The 17,647-nt window shown below is 69.7% G+C and carries 22 protein-coding genes and 1 pseudogene; 7 read left to right on the forward strand and 16 right to left on the reverse strand.

What is annotated here, in order from left to right:
- Positions 1-11 precede the first annotated feature (11 nt).
- Positions 12-1,448 carry a pyruvate kinase gene (gene pyk, locus B0675_RS36440; protein ID WP_081223858.1) on the reverse strand — a complete coding sequence of 479 codons (1,437 nt, stop codon included), beginning with the start codon at positions 1,446-1,448 and terminating at the stop codon, positions 12-14.
- Positions 1,449-1,711: 263 nt separating this feature from the next.
- On the reverse strand, positions 1,712-2,416 hold the full coding sequence (locus B0675_RS36445; protein ID WP_081223859.1) for an SIMPL domain-containing protein: 705 nt from the start codon (positions 2,414-2,416) through the stop codon (positions 1,712-1,714).
- Positions 2,417-2,555: 139 nt separating this feature from the next.
- On the opposite strand from B0675_RS36445, the gene B0675_RS36450 reads away from it, so the two are divergent.
- Positions 2,556-4,361, forward strand: coding sequence for a 5'-nucleotidase C-terminal domain-containing protein (locus B0675_RS36450; RefSeq protein WP_081223860.1), 1,806 nt, complete (start codon positions 2,556-2,558; stop codon positions 4,359-4,361).
- Between the two features lie 99 nt (positions 4,362-4,460).
- Here B0675_RS36450 and B0675_RS36455 read toward each other — a convergent pair whose 3' ends face one another.
- From B0675_RS36455 to B0675_RS36475, 5 genes and pseudogenes are all read right to left on the reverse strand, one after another.
- Positions 4,461-5,882, reverse strand: a complete 1,422-nt coding sequence (locus tag B0675_RS36455) for a SidA/IucD/PvdA family monooxygenase (RefSeq protein ID WP_081223861.1) — start codon at positions 5,880-5,882, stop codon at positions 4,461-4,463.
- Entirely contained in the window at positions 5,879-7,243 is a 1,365-nt protein-coding gene (locus tag B0675_RS36460) for an aminotransferase class V-fold PLP-dependent enzyme (RefSeq protein WP_081223862.1), read from the reverse strand. Before B0675_RS36460 ends, B0675_RS36455 begins: the two co-directional genes overlap by 4 nt.
- Positions 7,244-7,625: 382 nt before the next feature.
- Positions 7,626-10,118: an aminopeptidase N gene (gene pepN, locus B0675_RS36465; protein ID WP_081223863.1), complete on the reverse strand. Its 2,493-nt coding sequence runs from the start codon at positions 10,116-10,118 to the stop codon at positions 7,626-7,628.
- A gap of 84 nt (positions 10,119-10,202) precedes the next feature.
- Positions 10,203-10,748: a response regulator gene (locus B0675_RS36470; RefSeq protein WP_081223864.1), complete on the reverse strand. Its 546-nt coding sequence runs from the start codon at positions 10,746-10,748 to the stop codon at positions 10,203-10,205.
- A gap of 198 nt (positions 10,749-10,946) precedes the next feature.
- Positions 10,947-11,087: pseudogene (locus tag B0675_RS36475) on the reverse strand (chorismate mutase); the annotation flags it as partial.
- A 494-nt stretch (positions 11,088-11,581) separates the two neighbouring features.
- Between B0675_RS36475 and B0675_RS40880 the strand changes: the two are divergent.
- Positions 11,582-11,818: a helix-turn-helix transcriptional regulator gene (locus B0675_RS40880; protein WP_241540086.1), complete on the forward strand. Its 237-nt coding sequence runs from the start codon at positions 11,582-11,584 to the stop codon at positions 11,816-11,818.
- Between the two features lie 194 nt (positions 11,819-12,012).
- Here the strand turns inward: B0675_RS40880 and B0675_RS41120 are convergent, their stop codons facing one another.
- Positions 12,013-12,240, reverse strand: coding sequence for a hypothetical protein (locus tag B0675_RS41120; RefSeq protein ID WP_143661138.1), 228 nt, complete (start codon positions 12,238-12,240; stop codon positions 12,013-12,015).
- Between the two features lie 135 nt (positions 12,241-12,375).
- Between B0675_RS41120 and B0675_RS36485 the strand changes: the two genes are divergently transcribed.
- Complete coding sequence (locus B0675_RS36485; RefSeq protein ID WP_241540087.1) at positions 12,376-12,621, forward strand: GntR family transcriptional regulator; 246 nt, start codon at positions 12,376-12,378, stop codon at positions 12,619-12,621.
- A gap of 33 nt (positions 12,622-12,654) precedes the next feature.
- Positions 12,655-12,843 (forward strand): hypothetical protein, encoded by a 189-nt coding sequence (locus tag B0675_RS36490; RefSeq protein ID WP_081223865.1) that lies wholly within the window; start codon positions 12,655-12,657, stop codon positions 12,841-12,843.
- A 56-nt stretch (positions 12,844-12,899) separates the two neighbouring features.
- On the opposite strand, the gene B0675_RS36495 is transcribed toward B0675_RS36490, so the two are convergent.
- The 4 genes from B0675_RS36495 to B0675_RS41125 form a co-directional block, all read right to left on the reverse strand.
- Entirely contained in the window at positions 12,900-13,112 is a 213-nt protein-coding gene (locus B0675_RS36495; protein ID WP_143661139.1) for a hypothetical protein, read from the reverse strand.
- 7 nt (positions 13,113-13,119) lie between these two features.
- On the reverse strand, positions 13,120-13,419 hold the full coding sequence (locus tag B0675_RS36500; protein ID WP_179165506.1) for a hypothetical protein: 300 nt from the start codon (positions 13,417-13,419) through the stop codon (positions 13,120-13,122).
- A gap of 104 nt (positions 13,420-13,523) precedes the next feature.
- Positions 13,524-14,033: an ImmA/IrrE family metallo-endopeptidase gene (locus B0675_RS36505; protein WP_179165507.1), complete on the reverse strand. Its 510-nt coding sequence runs from the start codon at positions 14,031-14,033 to the stop codon at positions 13,524-13,526.
- A 199-nt stretch (positions 14,034-14,232) separates the two neighbouring features.
- Positions 14,233-14,445: a hypothetical protein gene (locus tag B0675_RS41125; protein WP_143661140.1), complete on the reverse strand. Its 213-nt coding sequence runs from the start codon at positions 14,443-14,445 to the stop codon at positions 14,233-14,235.
- Positions 14,446-14,512: 67 nt separating this feature from the next.
- On the opposite strand from B0675_RS41125, the gene B0675_RS36510 reads away from it, so the two are divergent.
- The gene (locus B0675_RS36510) at positions 14,513-14,716 is read left to right on the forward strand and encodes a hypothetical protein (RefSeq protein WP_081223868.1); all 204 of its coding nucleotides are present in this window, start codon (positions 14,513-14,515) and stop codon (positions 14,714-14,716) included.
- A gap of 1 nt (position 14,717) precedes the next feature.
- Here the strand turns inward: B0675_RS36510 and B0675_RS36515 are convergent, their stop codons facing one another.
- The 4 genes from B0675_RS36515 to B0675_RS36530 all read right to left on the reverse strand — a co-directional run bounded on the left by B0675_RS36515 (position 14,718) and on the right by B0675_RS36530 (position 15,961).
- The gene (locus B0675_RS36515; protein ID WP_081223869.1) at positions 14,718-15,023 is read right to left on the reverse strand and encodes a hypothetical protein; all 306 of its coding nucleotides are present in this window, start codon (positions 15,021-15,023) and stop codon (positions 14,718-14,720) included.
- Positions 15,020-15,262, reverse strand: coding sequence for a hypothetical protein (locus tag B0675_RS36520; protein WP_143661141.1), 243 nt, complete (start codon positions 15,260-15,262; stop codon positions 15,020-15,022). The genes B0675_RS36515 and B0675_RS36520 overlap by 4 nt, the downstream gene beginning before the upstream one ends.
- A gap of 240 nt (positions 15,263-15,502) precedes the next feature.
- Entirely contained in the window at positions 15,503-15,742 is a 240-nt protein-coding gene (locus B0675_RS36525; protein WP_143661142.1) for a hypothetical protein, read from the reverse strand.
- 21 nt (positions 15,743-15,763) lie between these two features.
- A complete protein-coding gene (locus tag B0675_RS36530) occupies positions 15,764-15,961 on the reverse strand; it encodes a hypothetical protein (RefSeq protein WP_081223872.1) in 198 nt (65 codons plus the stop codon).
- Here B0675_RS36530 and B0675_RS42630 point away from each other — a divergent pair.
- Together B0675_RS42630 and B0675_RS36540 are read left to right on the forward strand one after the other, a co-directional pair.
- A complete protein-coding gene (locus tag B0675_RS42630; protein ID WP_347110922.1) occupies positions 15,960-16,691 on the forward strand; it encodes a DUF6233 domain-containing protein in 732 nt (243 codons plus the stop codon). The genes B0675_RS36530 and B0675_RS42630 overlap by 2 nt on opposite strands.
- A 40-nt stretch (positions 16,692-16,731) precedes the next feature.
- A complete protein-coding gene (locus tag B0675_RS36540) occupies positions 16,732-17,598 on the forward strand; it encodes a DNA ligase (RefSeq protein WP_081223873.1) in 867 nt (288 codons plus the stop codon).
- Positions 17,599-17,647 lie beyond the last annotated feature (49 nt).

Below are 17,647 nucleotides of genomic sequence, written 5' to 3' on the forward strand. Positions count from 1 at the left end.
GGGTGGGGGTGCTACTTGGGGCTGTCGTCCTCGCCGATGTGGTGGACGCGGACGAGGTTCGTGGAGCCGGAGACTCCGGGCGGGGAGCCGGCGGTGATCACGACGATGTCGCCCTTGGCGCAGCGGCCGTATTTGAGGAGGAGTTCGTCGACCTGGTCGACCATGGCGTCGGTGGAGTCGACGTGGGGGCCGAGGAAGGTTTCGACGCCCCAGGTGAGGTTGAGCTGGGAGCGGGTGGCGGGGGTGGGGGTGAAGGCGAGGAGGGGGATGGGTGAGCGGTAGCGGGAGAGGCGGCGGACGGTGTCGCCGGACTGGGTGAAGGCGACGAGGAACTTCGCGCCGAGGAAGTCGCCCATTTCTGCTGCGGCGCGGGCGACGGCTCCGCCTTGGGTGCGGGGTTTGTTGCGGTCGGTGAGGGGTGGGAGGCCTTTGGCGAGGATGTCTTCTTCGGCTGCTTCGACGATGCGGCCCATGGTCTTGACGGTGTCGATGGGGTATTTGCCGACGCTGGTCTCGCCGGAGAGCATGACGGCGTCGGTGCCGTCGATGACGGCGTTGGCGACGTCGGAGGCTTCGGCGCGGGTGGGCCGGGAGTTGTCGATCATCGAGTCGAGCATCTGTGTGGCGACGATGACGGGTTTGGCGTTGCGCTTGGCGAGTTTGATGGCGCGCTTTTGGACGATGGGGACTTGTTCGAGGGGCATTTCGACGCCGAGGTCTCCGCGGGCGACCATGATGCCGTCGAAGGCGGCGACGATGTTGTCGATGTTGTCGACGGCCTGGGGTTTTTCGATTTTCGCGATGACGGGGAGGCGGCGGCCCTCTTCGTCCATGATGCGGTGGACGTCTTCGATGTCGCGTCCGCTGCGGACGAAGGAGAGGGCGATGACGTCGCAGCCGGAGCGGAGGGCCCAGCGGAGGTCTGCTTCGTCCTTGTCGGAGAGGGCGGGGACGGAGACGGCGACGCCGGGGAGGTTGAGGCCCTTGTGGTCGGAGACCATGCCGCCTTCGATGACGGTGGTGTGGACGCGGGGGCCGTCGACGGACGTGACTTCGAGGGAGACTTTGCCGTCGTCGACGAGGATGCGTTCACCGGGTGTGACGTCGGCGGCGAGTCCGTCGTAGGTGGTTCCGCAGGACTGGCGGTCGCCTTCGGCGCCTTCTTCGACGGTGATGGTGAAGGTGTCTCCGCGTTCAAGGAGTACGGGGCCTTCGGTGAAGCGGCCGAGTCGGATCTTCGGGCCTTGAAGGTCGGCGAGGATGCCGACGCTGTGGCCGGTCTCGTCGGAGGCCTTTCGGACGCGCTGGTAGCGCTCCTCGTGTTCGGCGTGGGTGCCGTGACTGAGGTTGAGGCGGGCTACGTCCATTCCGGCTTCGACCAGGGCTTTGATCTGGTCGTACGAGTCGGTGGCGGGGCCCAATGTACAGACGATCTTTGCTCGGCGCATGGTTTGAGCCTAGGCCTTACCGGTGGGTAGGGAATTGGTCGCGCATGACTACTCAACAACCTTTGCGTGAAGGGCTCTTGACAAGTGTTGAATTGTGCGCGGGGGTGCTCCGATGAGCAGGTTCGGGGTGCGGGTGGGCGGGATCCGGGGTCCGTACGGTCGTTCGGTGGCGGCGGGGCGGATGGGGTCGGTGACGGTGTGTGACGTGGTGGGGGGCGGTGCAAGGGCGGGGCGGGGGCGCCGGGCTCGTGGGAGGGCGCTGGTCAGAGCTGGGGTGGGGCCATGGTGAAGCGGGCGTCGACCTGGGCGTGGACGTGCTGGCGTTGAGGTTCGAGGTCGAGCGGGGCCGGTTCGTCGTCGGCGGGGTCGGCGGCGAAGGCCGCGCGTCGGAAGCGGGCGCCGCCGGGTGCGGGGAGGGGTGCGGGTTCGACTCCGGTGTCGGCGAGTTCGACGAGGGCGGCGAGGGTGGTGCCGAGTGCATCGGCGTATTCGCGGGCGCGTCGGACCGCTTCGTGGACGGCTTGGCGGCGGGCGGCGCGGTGGGTGGGTGAGTCGGGCCGCAGGTCCCACCAGGGGCCGTCGACGCGGGTGAGGTCGAGGTCGGCGAGGGCGGTGGTGAGTTCGCCGAGGGCGGTGAAGTCGTTGAGCTCGGCGGTGATGTGGACGTGGCCGTGGTAGGCGCGGACGCGTTCGCCGCGGCCGTGCCGGCCGAGTTCGGGGCTGATGGAGAAGTGGCCGGTCTCGACGCGTTCGACGCTGTCGCCGTGGGTTTTGACGAGGTCGAGGGCGAGGGTGTTGCGGCGGGTGAGGTCGGCGAGTGCTTCGCGGCGGTCCTTGCCGCGGGCGGTGACGGTGATGCCGATGCGGGCGATCTCGGGGTCGACTTCGAGGTGGGCTTCGCCGCGGACGGCGAGGCGGGGGGTGTCGGGGGTGCCGTAGGGGGTGGCGGTTTCGGTGGTGGGGGTCATGTGTCCCACTCTGTCACCGGGGCGGGGGGTGTGTGATGGGTGCGGGTCATCGGATGGAAACCTTCTGGGTCTGTTGCGGGGGCGGTTGTTGGGCCAGAATCTACGCGCGTCGTTGACCCTTTCTCGAGGAGTTCCGGACATGCCGTTGAACCGTCGTAAGTTCCTGAAGAAGTCCGCCGTGACGGGTGCGGGGGTGGCGCTCGCGGGTGCGGCCAGCGCGCCCGCGGCGCAGGCTGTGGAGGCGAGGAAGGGGCATCGGCCGGTGAAGCGGTACGCGCTGACGGTGATGGGCACGACGGACCTGCACGGGCACGTGTTCAACTGGGACTACTTCAAGGACGCGGAGTACACGGACGCGGCGGGGAACGCGCAGGGTCTGGCGCGGATCTCGACGCTGGTGAACGCGATCCGCAAGGAGAAGGGCCGCGCCAACACCCTGCTGCTGGACGCGGGTGACACGATCCAGGGCACGCCGTTGACGTACTACTACGCGAAGGTGGATCCGATCACCGCCAAGGGTGGTCCGGTGCATCCGATGGCGCAGGCGATGAACGCGATCGGCTATGACGCGGTGGCGCTGGGGAACCACGAGTTCAACTACGGGATCGAGACGCTGCGGAAGTTCGAGTCACAGTGCGACTTCCCGCTGCTCGGTGCGAACGCGCTGGACGCGAAGACGCTGAAGCCGGCGTTCCCCCCGTACTTCATGAAGACGTTCCGCGTTCAGGGGGCGCCGCCGGTGAAGGTGGCGGTGCTGGGGTTGACGAACCCGGGAATCGCGATCTGGGACAAGGCGTACGTGCAGGGGAAGTTGACGTTCCCGGGGCTTGAGGAGCAGGCGGCGAAGTGGGTGCCGAAGCTGCGGTCGATGGGTGCGGACGTGGTCGTGGTGTCGGCGCATTCGGGTGCGTCGGGGACGTCGTCGTACGGTGACCAGGTGCCGTACGTGGAGAACTCGGCGGCGCTGGTGGCGCAGCAGGTGCCGGGGATCGACGCGATTCTGGTGGGTCACGCGCATCTGGAGATCCCGGAGCTGAAGGTGACGAACGCGGCGTCGGGGAAGACGGTGGTGCTGTCGGAGCCGTTGGCGTTCGCGGAGCGGATGTCGGTGTTCGACTTCCAGTTGGTCTTCGAGCGGGGTTGCTGGCGGGTGGAGTCGGTGGCTGCGTCGGTGCGGAACACGAACGCGGTGGCGGACGACCCGAGGATCACGCGGTTGTTGAAGGACGAGCACGATGTGGTCGTGGCGTACGTCAACCAGGTGGTGGGGACGGCGACGGAGACGTTGACGACGGTGGAGGCGCGGTACAAGGACGCGCCGATCATCGACCTGATCACCAAGGTGCAGGAGGACGTGGTGCGGGCGGCGTTGGTGGGGACGGAGTATGCGTCGCTGCCGGTTCTGGCGCAGGCGTCGCCGTTCTCGCGGGCGTCGGAGATTCCGGCGGGGGATGTGACGATCCGGGATCTGTCGAGTCTGTACGTGTACGACAACACGCTGGTGGCGAAGGTGTTGACGGGTGCCCAGGTGCGGGCGTACCTGGAGTACTCGGCGAACTACTTCGTGCGGACGGCCGTGGGTGCGGTGATCGACACGGAGAAGCTGACGAACGCGAACAACCGGCCCGACTACAACTACGACTACGTGTCGGGGTTGGCGTACGACATCGACATCGCGCAGGCGGAGGGGTCGCGGATCAAGAACCTGACGTACGGCGGGGCGCCGTTGGACGACGCTCAGCGGTTCGTGTTCGCGGTGAACAACTACCGGGCGAACGGCGGGGGTGCGTTCCCGTTCGTGGCGTCGGCGCCCGAGGTGTGGTCGGAGTCGACGGAGATCCGGACGCGGATCGCGGAGTGGGTGACGGCGAAGGGGTCGCTGGACCCGGCGGAGTTCGCCTCGGTGGACTGGAAGCTGACGCGTGAGGGCACGCCGGTGTTCTAGTGCGGCGGGTGGGGGTGTGCGGCGTCGGCGCGGTGTTTCGCGTCGGCGCCGCTTCTTCTTTCAGTTGTCGATGAGGGGGGCGCGCGGCGTCGATGGGGGTCATCTGCCGTCGATGAGGGGGGTGAGGGTGCGGGTTTCCTTGCGGGCGGCGGGGACGCGGGGGGTGGGTTCGAGGCCGAAGGTGGTGAAGGAGGTGCGGGTGGGGAGGGGGTAGGGGTCCTTGCCGGTGAGGGCGTTGAGGATGGTGGCGCTGCGCCAGGCGGCGAGGCCGAGGTCGGGGGTGCCGACGCCGTGGGTGTGGAGTTCGGCGTTCTGGACGTAGACGTGTCCGGTGACGGCGGGGTCGAGGACGAGGCGGAACTGGTCGTCGATGGCGGGTCGTTCGGCTCTGTCGCGGCGGAGGTACGGGTCGAGTCCGGCGAGGAGGGGGCCGATGGGGCGTTCGCGGTAGCCGGTGGCGAGGACGACGGCGTCGGTGGTGAGGCGGGAGCGGGCGCCTTGTTGGACGTGTTCGAGGTGGAGTTCGACTTTGGTGGTGGCGACGCGTCCGGCGGTGCGGACGGTGACGGCGGGGGTGAGGACGGCGTCGGGCCAGCCGCCGTGGAGGGTGCGGCGGTAGAGCTCGTCGTGGATGGCGGCGATGGTGTCGGCGTCGATGCCTTTGTGGAGTTGCCATTGGGCGGCGACGAGCCGGTCGCGGACGGGTTCGGTGAGGGCGTGGAAGTAGCGGGTGTAGTCGGGGGTGAAGTGTTCGAGGCCGAGTTTGGAGTACTCCATGGGGGCGAACGCTTCGGTGCGGGCGAGCCAGTGGATCTTCTCGTGTCCGGTGGGGCGGTTGCGGAGGAGGTCGAGGAAGATCTCGGCGCCGGACTGGCCGGCGCCGATGACGGTGATGTGGTCGGCGGTGAGGAACTGTTCGCGGTGTTTGAGGTAGTCGGCGGCGTGGATGACGGGCACGCCGGGGGCGTCGACGAGGGGTTTGAGGGGTTCGGGGATGTGGGGGGCGGTGCCGACGCCGAGGACGATGTTGCGGGTGTAGGAGCGGCCGAGGGCTTCGGCTTCGCCGTCGGTGTCGAGTTGGGTGAAGTCGACTTCGAAGACGTCGCGTTCGGGGTTCCAGCGGACGGCGTCGACCTGGTGGGCGAAGCGGAGTCCGGGGAGGTTGTCGGCGACCCAGCGGCAGTAGGCGTCGTATTCGGCGCGCTGGATGTGGAAGCGCTCGGCGAAGTAGAAGGGGAAGAGGCGTTCGCGGGCTTTGAGGTAGTTGAGGAAGGACCAGGGGTTCGCGGGGTCGGCGAGGGTGACGAGGTCGGCGAGGAAGGGGACTTGGAGGGTGGCGCCGTCGATGAGCATGCCGGGGTGCCAGTCGAAGGCGGGGCGTTGTTCGTAGAAGACCGTGTCGAGTTCGGTCAGGGGGTGGGCCAAGGCGGCGAGGGAGAGGTTGAAGGGGCCGATGCCGATGCCGACGAGGTCGCGGGGTGCTTCGGCTGCGGGGCGCGGGGTGTGGGGCGTCGGGCTCATCGGGGGGTGTGTCCTTCCACCAGTTTCAGGAGCGTGGCCAGGTCGCCGGGCCGGGTGTGGGGGTTGAGGAGGGTGGCTTTGAGCCAGCGGCGGCCGTCGAGGGTGGCGCGGCCGAGGACGGCGAGGCCTTGGTCGAGGAGGGTGCGGCGGACGGCGGCGACGGTGTCGTCGGTGGCGCCGGTGGGCCGGAACAGGACGGTGCTGATGGTGGGCCGGTCGTAGAGCTCGAAGCCGGGGTGGGCGGTGATGAGGTCGGCGAGTTCGTGGGCGTGGGCGCAGACCTGGTCGACGAGGGTGCCGATGCCGTCGCGGCCGAGGGTTTTGAGGGTGACGGCGATCTTGAGGATGTCGGGGCGTCGGGTGGTGCGGAGGGAGCGGCCGAGGAGGTCGGGGTGGCCGGCTTCGGTGTCGTCGTCGGCGTTGAGGTAGTCGGCGCGGTGGGCGAGGGGGGTGAGGTCGGCGGGGTCGCGGACGGCGAGGAGGCCTGCGGCGACGGGCTGCCAGCCGAGTTTGTGCAGGTCGAGGGTGACGGTGTGGGCGTGGGTGAGTCCGTCGAGTTTGTGGCGGTGCCGGTCGCTGAGGAGGAGGCCTCCGCCGTAGGCGGCGTCGATGTGGAGGCGGGCGCCGTGGGTGGCGCAGAGGTCGGCGATGTCGGGCAGGGGGTCGATGAGTCCGGCGTCGGTGGTGCCGGCGGTGGCGGCGACGAGGAGGGGGCCGTGGAGGGCGCCGAGGGCGTTGTCGAGGGCCGCGGGGTCGAGGGTGCCGGCGGGTGCGGGGACGACGACGGGTTCGGGGAGACCGAGGAGCCAGGCGGCGCGGTGGAGGGAGTGGTGGGCGCCCGCGCCGCAGACGAGTTGGATGCCGCCGTGGGCTTCGCGGGCGAGGAGGAGGGCGAGGTGGTTGGACTCGGTGCCGCCGGTGGTGACGAGGGCGTCGCTGTGGGGGGTGCCGTACACCTCGTGGGCGAGGGTGCGGGTGAGGAGTGTTTCGAGTTCGGAGGCGGCCGGTGCCTGGTCCCAGGAGTCGAGGGAGGGGTTGAGGGCGGAGGCGGCGAGGTCGGCGGCGACGGCTACGGCGAGGGGCGGGCAGTGCAGGTGGGCGGCGCAGAGGGGGTCGGCGGGGTCGGCGGCGCCTTCGGCGAGGGCGCGGACGAGGTCGTGGAGGGCGCCTGCGTCGCCATGGCGGGGCAGGAGGTCGCCGGCCCGGTCGCGGAGGGTGCGGGCGACCTGGTGGGGTCCGCCGGCGGGGAGGGGTCCCCCTCGTGCGGCGGCGCCCTGGGTGAGGGCGTCGAGGACGGTGTGGAGCAACGGCCGCAGTGCGTCGGGGCCTTCGGGGCCTGAGGCGAGGGGCGGCGTGCTCATGGATGTCCTCCGGTGGACGCGCGGCGGGGTACGTCCCAGCGTGTACGCGTTTCGGGCAGGTGCGCCCGCCAAGGACAACGATTCGACCCAAAAGGGGGTACTGCCGTACGGAGGAAATGTGGGGGACGGACGGGGGTGCTAGGGGGTGGTGAGGCGGGAGTTGACGCGCCCCGCGCGCTTCCCCGCACGCGTTCCCGCGCCGTTCCCGCGCGGGTCCCCGCACCCGTTCCCGCGCGCTTCCCCGCGCCGTTCCCGCACGTTTCCCCGCACCCGTTCCCGCGCCGCTTCCGCTGACGGCCGCCGGGCCCCGGTTCCCCGTCGGTGAGCGGCGGGGAACCGGGGCCCGGTGGGCCTGTCGGGACTGCTGGGATCGCTGGTGGTGTCAGGCCTGGCGGACGCGCAGGGCGCGGGCGAGGTCGTCGAGCTGGTCGGTGAGCTTGCGGCGCAGGGCCGGGATGGGGCCGTCGTCGCGCAGGCAGGTCGCGCCGAGGGTGAGGGTGTCGGCGGTGACGGCGTGGGCGGGGAAGGCCCAGCGCCCGGCGGCGTCGGCGATGGCGGGGCCGCGGCGTTCGGCGACGGCGACGGCGTCGGCCCAGTAGCGCTCGACGTAGCCGCCGACGAGGTCGGTCTGTTCGGGCTGCCAGAAGCCCTGGGCGGTGGCGGTGAACAGGTAGTTGGAGAGGTCGTCGGTGGCGAACATGGCGTCCCAGGCGGCGCGTTTGGCCTCGGGGTCGGGCAGTGCGGCGCGGCAGCGGGCGGCGCCTTCCTGGCCGGTGGCGCTGGGGTCCTGGGCGAGTTCGGCCTCGATGACGGCGTCGTCGACGGCGCCGAGGACGGCGAGCCGGCCGAGGATGCGCCAGCGCAGTTCGGGGTCGAGTTCGGGGCCGCCGGGGACGGTGCCTTCGGAGAACCAGGCGCTGATGGTGTCGGGGTGGGCGGCGACGTCGATGTGGTGGCGTACGGCGATGAGGCGCAGGCCGGGGTGGGAGCCGTCCTCGGTGCGGCGGATGAGGTCGCGGCACAGGTCGGTGAGGGTGGCGAGGGCGGTGGGGCGCTGCTCTGGGCCGAGGTAGCGGTTGGCGACGTGGGTGACGGCGAAGGTGAGGACGCCCTGGACGAGGGCGAGGTCGCTCTCGTGCGGGAGGTGGGTGCGGGCGGCGTCGATGTAGGCCATGGGGGGCAGTTCGCCGTCGCGTACGGCGTCGCGCAGGGCGTTCCAGACGACGGCGCGGGTGAGGGCGTCGGGGAGGCCGGAGAGGGCGGCTTCGACGGTGGTGAAGGACTCGGTGTCGAAGCGGACCTTGGCGTAGGTGAGGTCGGAGTCGTTGAGGAGGAGGAGTGCGGGGCGGCGTCCGGGGGCGGAGCGGGTGGAGTCGCCCCGGGGGACGTCGAGTTCGAAGCGGTCGCGCAGGGTGAGGCGGCGGTCGTCGCCGGGGACGGTGTCGTAGGCGCCGACGGCGATGCGGTGGGGGCGGCTGCCGTCACGGTCGACGGTGAGCTGCCATGCGCCGTCCGCTTCGCGGAGGGTGGGGGTGAGGGTGTCGACGCCGGTGGTGCGGAGCCAGTCCTCGGCCCAGGCGTGGACGTCGCGCTCGGTGGCGGAGGCGAGGTTGTCGATGAAGTCGGCGAGGCTGGCGTTGCCGAACTTGTGGCGGGCGAAGTGGGTGTTGATGCCCGCGAGGAAGTCCTTCTCGCCGAGCCAGGCGACGAGTTGGCGCAGGGCGGAGGCGCCCTTGGCGTAGGAGATGCCGTCGAAGTTGAGCATGGCGGACGCGGTGTCGGGGACGGCGTCCGGGTCGGGGGCGACGGGGTGGGTCGAGGGGCGCTGGTCGGCGTCGTAGCCCCAGGACTTGCGGGCGACGCCGAAGTCGACCCAGGTGTCCGTGAAGCGGGTGGCTTCGGTGAGGGTCTGGTAGCCCATGTACTCGGCGAAGGACTCGTTGAGCCAGATGTCGTCCCACCAGCGCAGGGTGACGAGGTCGCCGAACCACATGTGGGCCATCTCGTGGGCGATGACCATGGCGCGGGTCTGGCGTTCGGTGTCGGTGACGGCGGAGCGGTAGATGAACTCGTCGCGGAAGGTGACGAGTCCGGGGTTCTCCATGGCTCCGGCGTTGAACTCGGGGACGAACGCCTGGTCGTAGGAGTCGAAGGGGTAGGGCTCGTCGAACTTCTCGTGGTAGCGGTCGTAGCAGGCGCGGGTGACGTCGAGGATCTCGTCGGCGTCGGCGTCGAGGTGGGGGGCGAGGGAGCGGCGGCAGTGCAGGCCGAAGGGCAGTCCGGCGTGTTCGGTGCGTACGGAGTGCCAGGGGCCGGCGGCGACGGCGACGAGGTAGGTGGAGATCAGCGGGGTGGGGTTGGCCTTCCAGTGGCCGTCTCCGAGGTGTTCGGTGACGCCGTTGGCGAGGACGGTCCAGCCTTCGGGGGCGGTGACGGTCAGCTCGAAGACGGACTTGAGGTCGGGCTGGTCGAAGGCGGCGAAGACGCGCTGGACGTCTTCCATGAAGAGCTGGGTGTAGAGGTAGGTCTCGCCGTCGGTGGGGTCGGTGAAGCGGTGCATGCCCTCGCCGGTGCGGGAGTAGCGCATGGCGGCGTCGACGCGCAGTTCGTGCTCGCCTGCGGTGAGGCCCTTGAGGGGCAGCCGGTTCTCGTCGAGGGTCTCGGGGTCGAGGGGCCGGCCGTCGAGGGTGACGGAGCGCAGTTCGGCGGGCTTCAGCTCGACGAAGGTGTCCGCGTCGTCGCGGGCGGTGAACCGGATGACGGTCAGGGAGTCGAAGGTCTCGTCCCCTCGGGTCACGTCGAGTTCGATCCCGTAGTGGTGGACGTCGAGGAGCTGGGCACGGGTCTGCGCTTCGTCGCGCGTCAGTACGGACATGGGGACATGCTGCCCGATGGTGTCGCCGGGTCACAGAGGTGGTCCCGTTCGTACGCTTTGTCGTCGTCCGGTCACGAGCCGCTGTTACGGCGTGCGGCCCTGTTCCAGCCGGTCGCCGTCGCGGGTGGAGGGGCGGCGGGGCTGTTCGGGGATGCGGGCGGCGGCGGGGTCGGCGGGGGCCGTGTCGGGGAGGTGTTCCTTGACGAGGGAGCGCAGGTCGCGCAGTTCTCGTTCGAGGTTGTGGTGGCGCTGCTGGGCCTCGTAGAGGTAGCGGACCTTGGTGCGCAGGGCCCAGGGGTCGACGGGTTTCATGAGGAGGTCGGCGACGCCGAGGGCGAAGGCGGTGGCGGTGAGTTCGGTGTCGGGGCCGAATCCGGTGAGGAGGATGACGGGGATGTGCTGGGTCTGTTCGACGCGTCGCATGTAGCGGACGACGTCGAGGCCGCTGACGCCGGGCATGCGGACGTCGAGGAGGAGCAGGGCGACCTGACCGCGCAGGACTTCCTTCAGTGCTTCGTCGCCGCCGGTGGCGCGGCCCACTCGGTAGCCGAGCGGGGCGAGCGCGCTTTCGAGGGCGTACAGGGTGTCCTCGTGGTCGTCGACGATGAGGATCTTGGCATCCGACGGCATGGCCCGGCGTCCCCTCGTTAGGACGTACCAGCATATGCCCGTGAGGGCGCGATGCGTCGGGCAGTTTCGTGCGGGAGTGCGCGGGGCGCGCGCGGCGCGTTCCGGGAGAGTGGTTCTCACTCCGGTGGGGAACGCGCCTTTTCGGTGTCCGCCGGGCGGTGTGTGCCGCGGGGGTCCGTTCGCTCCGGTCGCCCGGTCTCACTCCCCCGGTTCGGGGGTGGTGGTGCCGGCGTCGTCCGCGATGCGTTCGTGGTGGCGGATGACCTCGGCGATGATGAAGGTGAGGAGCTTCTCGGCGAAGGCCGGGTCCAGTTCTGACCTCGCGCTCTTCCGCAACGCCCCAGCTAGGCGGCATCGCCCTCGAACGGCGAGCCCTCCCCGACGTCCTGGGAGTACCTCCGGAGTTCATTGCGGATGTCGTCCGCCTACCTCTAGTCGTCCCCTAAAAATCCCCTAAGGGATCACTGGATTGCTGCAGCTCAGGGCAGCCAAGAAGAGACAGGCGGCCCCCCACACTCCTGCCGGCCAGGCGTGAGGGGCCGCCCCAAGTGCCGAGCCATCACCGAGGGGGGGCTAATCCGTAGGTGACGGCCCGACACGCTCGTGGGGTTCGACCTGTCTCCTTGCCGGATGGATGCAGGTCGATGCCTTGATTCACTCGATCGAGCGAACGGGCGTTCGAATCTTGCACACTACAGCCACCCCTGCGGCGTTCTCCATAGCGCGCAGAGCTGAGAGCTGCAGCGACGCACCTCGGGTGGCGCGTTTCAAGATCGAATATTGCCCGGTAAACCGGGCTGACTTATGATCATCTTCGGCAGAGCGTTTGTCACGTGCCCCGCCTGCCCGATGACGACTCCTGGCTGCTCCGTGAGCGCCGCGCCATCGGCGACCGCATCCGCATCAGGCGCCTTCACGAGAACATGACCCAGGAGACCGTGTTCCTCGCAGCCGGCCTGTCGCGCTCCGCCTATCAGGACATCGAGGCAGGCAAGACCGACGCGCGCATCGGCTCCCTGCATCGGATCGCCTGGGTCCTCGGCGTGCACGTGACGGACCTCCTCCGCTGAAGTTGAATCTTTGTCAAGAGAAGACCATGACGCGAGACCGGAAACAAGCTTGTTGGGTGCATTTATCTGACCAATATTGGTCCACACCACCGATGTCCGTAACCGGTTGCGTATGCCCTGGCCAGGACTTTTCGGGACTGGTATCGGTTAACTGTCGCTTACTCGGCGTTTGACCGACCGTTCAGTACCGGCCATCACGCGCCGCGGGCGATGGACCGTAAGGCCCGCGCGGCGATCCCCTGCCACAGCTCGTACAGTCGGGCCCCGTCGGGGCAGGCCTGGTCGATGTCCTTGCATGGCTTGCAGCTTCGGCAGTGCTGCACGTAGACGTTCCACGCGGCCGTCGGCGGCGACAGCTTCCCCCGGCCAGCCGACGCCTGTCGGCTTCCCGTGGGGGGTTCGGGGTCTCTACGCTCGTCCACGTCGACGCTCCGCTTGCCGGTTGGTTCCCCGGCCGTGCATGGCGGGGCTGTTTCAGCAGCTTAGACATAGCATGCTATGGCGTGCCACGTATGCGACCGCTCGCGTGGCATGGGATGGCGTGTCACGTTGACCGTGTGATCGAATTCGAGGCGGATGTGCCCAGGTGGAAGCAGGTAGCCGAGGTGATCCGTGGACGGATCGCGGACGGCACCTATGCGCCCCGCACTCGTGTCCCCTCGGTCGTTCAGCTCGCCACCGAGTTCGGGATCGCGCAGGCGACCGCACAGAAGGTTCACCGCGGCCTCCGCGACGAGGGCCTCATCTACACGGAGCCGGGCCTCGGATCGTTCGTCTCCAGCCGGCCTCCTGCCGAGGGCTGACCGCTGTCACACCCGGCGGCTACGCTTTGATCTATGTCCTCCCCTCCCCCGCTCCCGGGTTCCGCGCGGCCTGCCGACGTGGTGAATGAGGAGATCCGCGCCCTGATCACGCGGGCTGGCGGCTGGCTGTACGGGGAGACGCGGCAGCGGTACGAGGTACTGCGCGACGAGTGGACGGTCGCGACGGCCGCTGAACGCGGGGACATCGTCGAAGCGGCATAGAGTGCATGGCGAAGCCCCGGCCACTAGACCTGGCCGGGGCTTCGCTGTGTCCTGCGTCAGGCGTCAGGGATGTCGGCGGCGGTCACGGTCTCGAAGTGCCACCATCGGCCGTCTTCCCACTTCATGACTTGGGCGGTGTCGGCGCCGGAGCGGAGTCCGGTCCGGACGTGCGCGAACGCCTTGGCCTCGCTGGTGTGGCCGATCTCGGCGAGCTGGGCGCCGCCTTGGGAGAGGATCACTCGCCAGGGCTCTCGGGGCTTTGCGGTCATCGGTGCCTCACTTTTCGTGGATCTTGCGGGCGTGGTTACGGATGCTGAGGGGTGCTCCTGCGTACTCGCAGTTCGGGCAGATTTCCCAGCCGCCTTCGTCGACGGCGGCGTCGAGGACGGACTTGTCGGGGCCGAAGCCGTGGTGGCTGAGGAGGCGGGCTACGGAGCTGTCGTAGCGGGCGGCGAGGAGGGCGGCTTCGGCGACCTTGTCGTGGCCTCGGCAGAAGAAGGCGCCGAGGCTGGTGGTGCCGCCGCAGCCGCACCAGCAGGTGCCGGTGGGGAGTAGGCGGGGTGTCTCGTTGGTCATGAAATCAAGATAGCCAATCTAGATTGGCTATCAAGATGGACTAGGAAAGATACGCACCCCGATGGACCGTGCGCCGGGACGGGCATGTCGCCCCGGCGGCGTGATCAGACGTCGAGGATGATCCCGAGCCCCATCAGCCGGCCGGCCATAGTCGACCTGGTGAGGTCGAAGCGTGGGGCGAGTAGGTCGACGAGCTGAGCGGCAGTCCGGAAGTCTGCCTCGACGGCCGCGCTCCGGACCGCCGTCTCGGGGGCGAGGAGTTCCAGGGCGAACCGGTTGGCCTCGGTCTCCTCGCGGTCCGTTGGCAGGCTGGCCAGGTTGCCCAGAGCGTGGCGTTCGACGGTGTCGAGGATCAGGTCACGCCGCCGGTGAAGTTGCAGATGCCCGACGAGGTGGGCGAGGGCGAACCGCTGCCGGGTCGGGTCCAGGTCCGCGTTGATGCCGATGACGGTTTGATCGTCGCGGCGCACCAGCATCCCGGACAGTTCGACGGGGGCCGGCTGGCGGACGACGGTGGCACCGAGCCGTTCCGCGACAGCCTCCGGGTCTACTGGAAGCCCGCTGGCGGGGCTCTCCTGAACAAGCTGTCGTGCCGCTGCCTCACCTCGCGCCATACCGTCCCCTTCGCCGCAGCGGCGTGAAGAGGCCCCGTCCGCGAGGGACGGGGCCGTCTGCGCGGAGTCTGCGACCCGTTGCCTCGCAGCACTGGCGGCGCGCACCGCCTTCGGTCGTCCCCGTCGCCGGCGACTTCCTACACGGGCCCGGTGAGACCTTGCCCCGCGCCCGGGGTCCGGCGTTCGCGTCATGCCGTGGCTACGAGGGTAGCTGGTATCGCCTCCCGCAGGACATGCATCGCGGCTTGCCGTGGTAGCCGGTGACGGTGCCGCCGTTCGTCATGCAGACGGCGCCGTTGGGTGCCGTGTTGTCGCCGTCGAGGAGGAACCAGGCCTCCCCGCATCCGCAGACTGCTCCGTCGTAGGCGGGCTGGGCAGCCTCGGACCTACGCTCATCAAGGTTGATGGTCATGGATCAAGGCTCGGCTACCGGGAGTGCCGCTTCAAAGGGGAACCGGTGAGCAACCTATGATCCCGGGGTGGCTATCGAACTCCCCCCGGACCTGATTGCGCTGGAACGTTCCGCCTGGACGGAGATTCAGGCTGGTGCGCTGACCGTGGACACGGCGCGGGCCGTGCACGAGGGGATCGCCGCGTTCGCTGCCGAGGCGGGGCACGCTCGGTACGCCGTCGAGATGGGGCTCAAGCAGACCGTGCGGCATCCGGAGCCCGAGGCGGCCTGACCTACTCCGCCGCCTTGAGCGCCCGCTCGATGACCTCGTCGAATGAGCTACCCGCGATTCCGAGGCGCCCCAGGATCAGAGGCTCGCGTACCTGCTCCTCGGCGGCAGTCAGCCGGTCGTCGCGGCGCATCGCGCGCCACGTCCGGAAACCGAGCTCGTACTCCTGTGCCGACGAGTACGCGTGCCGGTGCGGCGCCTCGACACGCTCCCCCAACTCGCCAGCGGTGTACGGACGTCCCGAGTCGGTGTGTTCTTGGTCGTAGCCCCAGCGCACCGAGCAGCCGGGACCGTGCTTGCGGCAGTTCACGGCGCCTCGCAGCGGTGGATACGGGTAGCGACAGGCCCCTGCCAGCTGTGAACCTCGACGGTGTCGCCGCGGCAGTCCTTCGTCAGGCAGATGGTGCGGCCGGGCCGGATCGGGCGCTCGGGCGACTCGTCGGCTAGGCCGAGTTCGCGCTCCAGGCGGGCGATGCGCGCGTAGTCCGGGCGGGCCGCGGCTGAGGCCGGGCGCCGCCAACTGTGGCGGGCGAGAGACTCCCAGATCATGTATGGCCATCGACAGAACAGTGGGGCGTTCGGCTGCTCCCCCACCAGCGCGAAAACGGCGGCAGCCGCACAGCAGAAGATCCAGACGTTGACTGGGATCTCAGGCATCGACGCGCCCTCCAAAGTCGTCCGCCCCGCCCGGTCTCTCAGCGGGCGGGGCGGCACCGAGTAGCTGCCCAATAGCTCTGCATACTGGACAGTTGACCGCCAGTTTACGGGCCGCCACCGACAACTCGGCGGTCAGCGCGTCGAGATGCGGTACTCGTCGACCGGCGGGTGCTGCTCGTCCGGGTCGATGACGTCGGGGATCTGGTCGACCCACCACGGCATGTCAGTGCGCGCTTCGATCCACGTCCGCTGCCGCCCGGCCAGCTCGTGCGCGTAGCCGTTCATCAGCGTCCGCGCCTCGTCCTCGCTCACACCAGCCGCGAGCAGGCGAAGCCAGAGAGCCATCGACGGAGACTTCGGATCCAGACTCATGCGGCCAGGATGGCAGAGCGGTCAGTCCTCGTCGGGCCACCTGTGGATAACCGTCCCGGTCGCGGTGTCGGTGAGGGTGATGACGGCGCCCTCGACACCCCAGTCCCGCACCCACACGGGGATCTGCTTCCTCGCCGCGGTCTCGGTTGCCCACCAGCCGCGCATCGTGCGACGCCCGCCCATCGTCAAGGTCAGGCGGTAGCGGCCCTCGTCATCCATGCTGCTCATCCTCGAGCAGGACGTGGAGCGGGACGCGCGCCTCGAGCGCCGCGTCGCGAAGAACGGCGAGTACTTCCTCGAGCGGCGCTGGCGGCCCTGCCGGTTTCGGTGTCGTCGCCACCATGCAGGCGATGCACCGGTCCACCCAGAAGCGGCCCCGGCCGGGAACGTCGGCTACGCCGGCGACAGCCGCGGCGCGCCCGCAGCGGAGGCAGGCGCGTCCCTCGGCGAGGCGTCGCTTGCCGCTCGAGCGGAACGGGGCATCGGCGGGCGCCAGCTCGAGGTCGTCAACTGTGACGCCGAAGAGAGGCAGCAGGTCAGGGCTGTGCATGCTGTCCTCCCGTTGCTCGAGCCCGATGTGACGGTCGCAGCGTACAGCCCTACTATCGAACATGTGAACGACCCTGTCTTGTCCAGACTCGAGCAGCTCCGGTTCCTCGAGCGCGTCCAGCTCGCCGACCTCGAGCGCACCCAGCGCTGGATCGCAGCCGAAGAACAGCGGCAGCTCGAGCGGCGACGAGGCGAGCAGGCACGGCCGCCCGCCCCGGACTGGCTCCTCGAGCAAGGACTCAATGGCGGCCGACCCGTGTACGTCCATCGCGGCGACTGTCACATGGCGGGCAAGCGGCGGAGCGGCATCACCGAGGACCAGGCGCGCCAGGCCCTGCGGGAGCAGGTGGCCGCCTGCGCTCACTGCCGACCGGACACCGATCTCGGCCTGCTGGAGTAGCCGACGGGCAGATACTCGAGGGCGGCGGCAGGCTGATCGCATGGACTTCCCCGTCGATGTCGCTCTCGCCGAGGCGGTGCCGCGCCTGCCCACGGGGGACGGCTGGTGGTACGAGGTGAAGTTCGACGGGCACAGAGCCGTGATCTGGCGGGAGGCAGAGACGGTCCGAGCACAGGCCCGGTCCGGGCGGGACGTGACCCGGGCGTGGATGGATCTCGCGGTCGCCGCACTCCACACTCTCCGGCCGGGCACAGTCCTCGACGGGGAGGCGGTCATCTACAAGGGCGGTCGCGTCGACTTCAGCGCCGCGCAGTCCCGGGCCGCCTCATCCCCGTCGCGCGCCCGGCAGCTGGCCGCAGAGTGGCCGGCCACCTTCGCCGCGTGGGACATCCTCCGCCACCCCGACCACGGCGACGTCCGAGGCCGCCCGTACACGGAGCGCCGCGGCCTCCTCCTCGACCTCCTCGAAGACGTTCCGCCACCCATCCAGGTCGTGCCCGCCACCGACGATCCGACGGTGGCGCAGGCCTGGTACGAGACGCTCCACGACGTCGGCATCGAGGGAATCGTCGCGAAGCGGGCCGGCAGCCCGTATCGGGCCGGGCGGATCTGGCAGAAGATCAGGCATGCCGACACCGTCGACGCGCGGGTCATCGGTCATACCGGGCCCGCCGCACGGCCGCGCGCCCTCGTCGTCGAACTCCCCGACACACGGCACCGGCTGTCGCAGGCACTCACCGCGCCGCTCGCCGCAGCCGTCGCCGCACACATCGCCACATCCGGGCCCGGCCGGCGGAACCGCACCCGGGACCTCGGCAGCTACACCACCGTCGCGCCCGGGCTCACCGTCGAAGTGCTGGCCGGCACCACGCGGCACGGGGTCGTCACGGTGACGCGAGTCCGGTGAGCCACTGCGTGGCGCTAGGCTGAAATAACGATGCCCCGCCTGCTTGCTT

Source organism: Streptomyces sp. M41(2017) (assembly GCF_002078175.1).
Lineage (GTDB): Bacteria > Actinomycetota > Actinomycetes > Streptomycetales > Streptomycetaceae > Streptomyces.

Bases quoted from the DNA above. Each gene is read 5' to 3' on its own strand.
- pyk (WP_081223858.1), bottom strand. From the start codon at position 1,448: ATGCGCCGAGCAAAGATCGTCTGTACATTGGGCCCCGCCACCGACTCG.
- B0675_RS36445 (WP_081223859.1), bottom strand. From the start codon at position 2,416: ATGACCCCCACCACCGAAACCGCCACCCCCTACGGCACCCCCGACACC.
- B0675_RS36450 (WP_081223860.1), top strand. From the start codon at position 2,556: ATGCCGTTGAACCGTCGTAAGTTCCTGAAGAAGTCCGCCGTGACGGGT.
- B0675_RS36455 (WP_081223861.1), bottom strand. From the start codon at position 5,882: ATGAGCCCGACGCCCCACACCCCGCGCCCCGCAGCCGAAGCACCCCGC.
- B0675_RS36460 (WP_081223862.1), bottom strand. From the start codon at position 7,243: ATGAGCACGCCGCCCCTCGCCTCAGGCCCCGAAGGCCCCGACGCACTG.
- pepN (WP_081223863.1), bottom strand. From the start codon at position 10,118: ATGTCCGTACTGACGCGCGACGAAGCGCAGACCCGTGCCCAGCTCCTC.
- B0675_RS36470 (WP_081223864.1), bottom strand. From the start codon at position 10,748: ATGCCGTCGGATGCCAAGATCCTCATCGTCGACGACCACGAGGACACC.
- B0675_RS36490 (WP_081223865.1), top strand. From the start codon at position 12,655: ATGTCCTCCCCTCCCCCGCTCCCGGGTTCCGCGCGGCCTGCCGACGTG.
- B0675_RS36495 (WP_143661139.1), bottom strand. From the start codon at position 13,112: ATGACCGCAAAGCCCCGAGAGCCCTGGCGAGTGATCCTCTCCCAAGGC.
- B0675_RS36500 (WP_179165506.1), bottom strand. From the start codon at position 13,419: ATGACCAACGAGACACCCCGCCTACTCCCCACCGGCACCTGCTGGTGC.
- B0675_RS36505 (WP_179165507.1), bottom strand. From the start codon at position 14,033: ATGGCGCGAGGTGAGGCAGCGGCACGACAGCTTGTTCAGGAGAGCCCC.
- B0675_RS41125 (WP_143661140.1), bottom strand. From the start codon at position 14,445: ATGACCATCAACCTTGATGAGCGTAGGTCCGAGGCTGCCCAGCCCGCC.
- B0675_RS36520 (WP_143661141.1), bottom strand. From the start codon at position 15,262: ATGATCTGGGAGTCTCTCGCCCGCCACAGTTGGCGGCGCCCGGCCTCA.
- B0675_RS36525 (WP_143661142.1), bottom strand. From the start codon at position 15,742: ATGAGTCTGGATCCGAAGTCTCCGTCGATGGCTCTCTGGCTTCGCCTG.
- B0675_RS42630 (WP_347110922.1), top strand. From the start codon at position 15,960: ATGCTGCTCATCCTCGAGCAGGACGTGGAGCGGGACGCGCGCCTCGAG.
- B0675_RS36530 (WP_081223872.1), bottom strand. From the start codon at position 15,961: ATGGATGACGAGGGCCGCTACCGCCTGACCTTGACGATGGGCGGGCGT.
- B0675_RS36540 (WP_081223873.1), top strand. From the start codon at position 16,732: ATGGACTTCCCCGTCGATGTCGCTCTCGCCGAGGCGGTGCCGCGCCTG.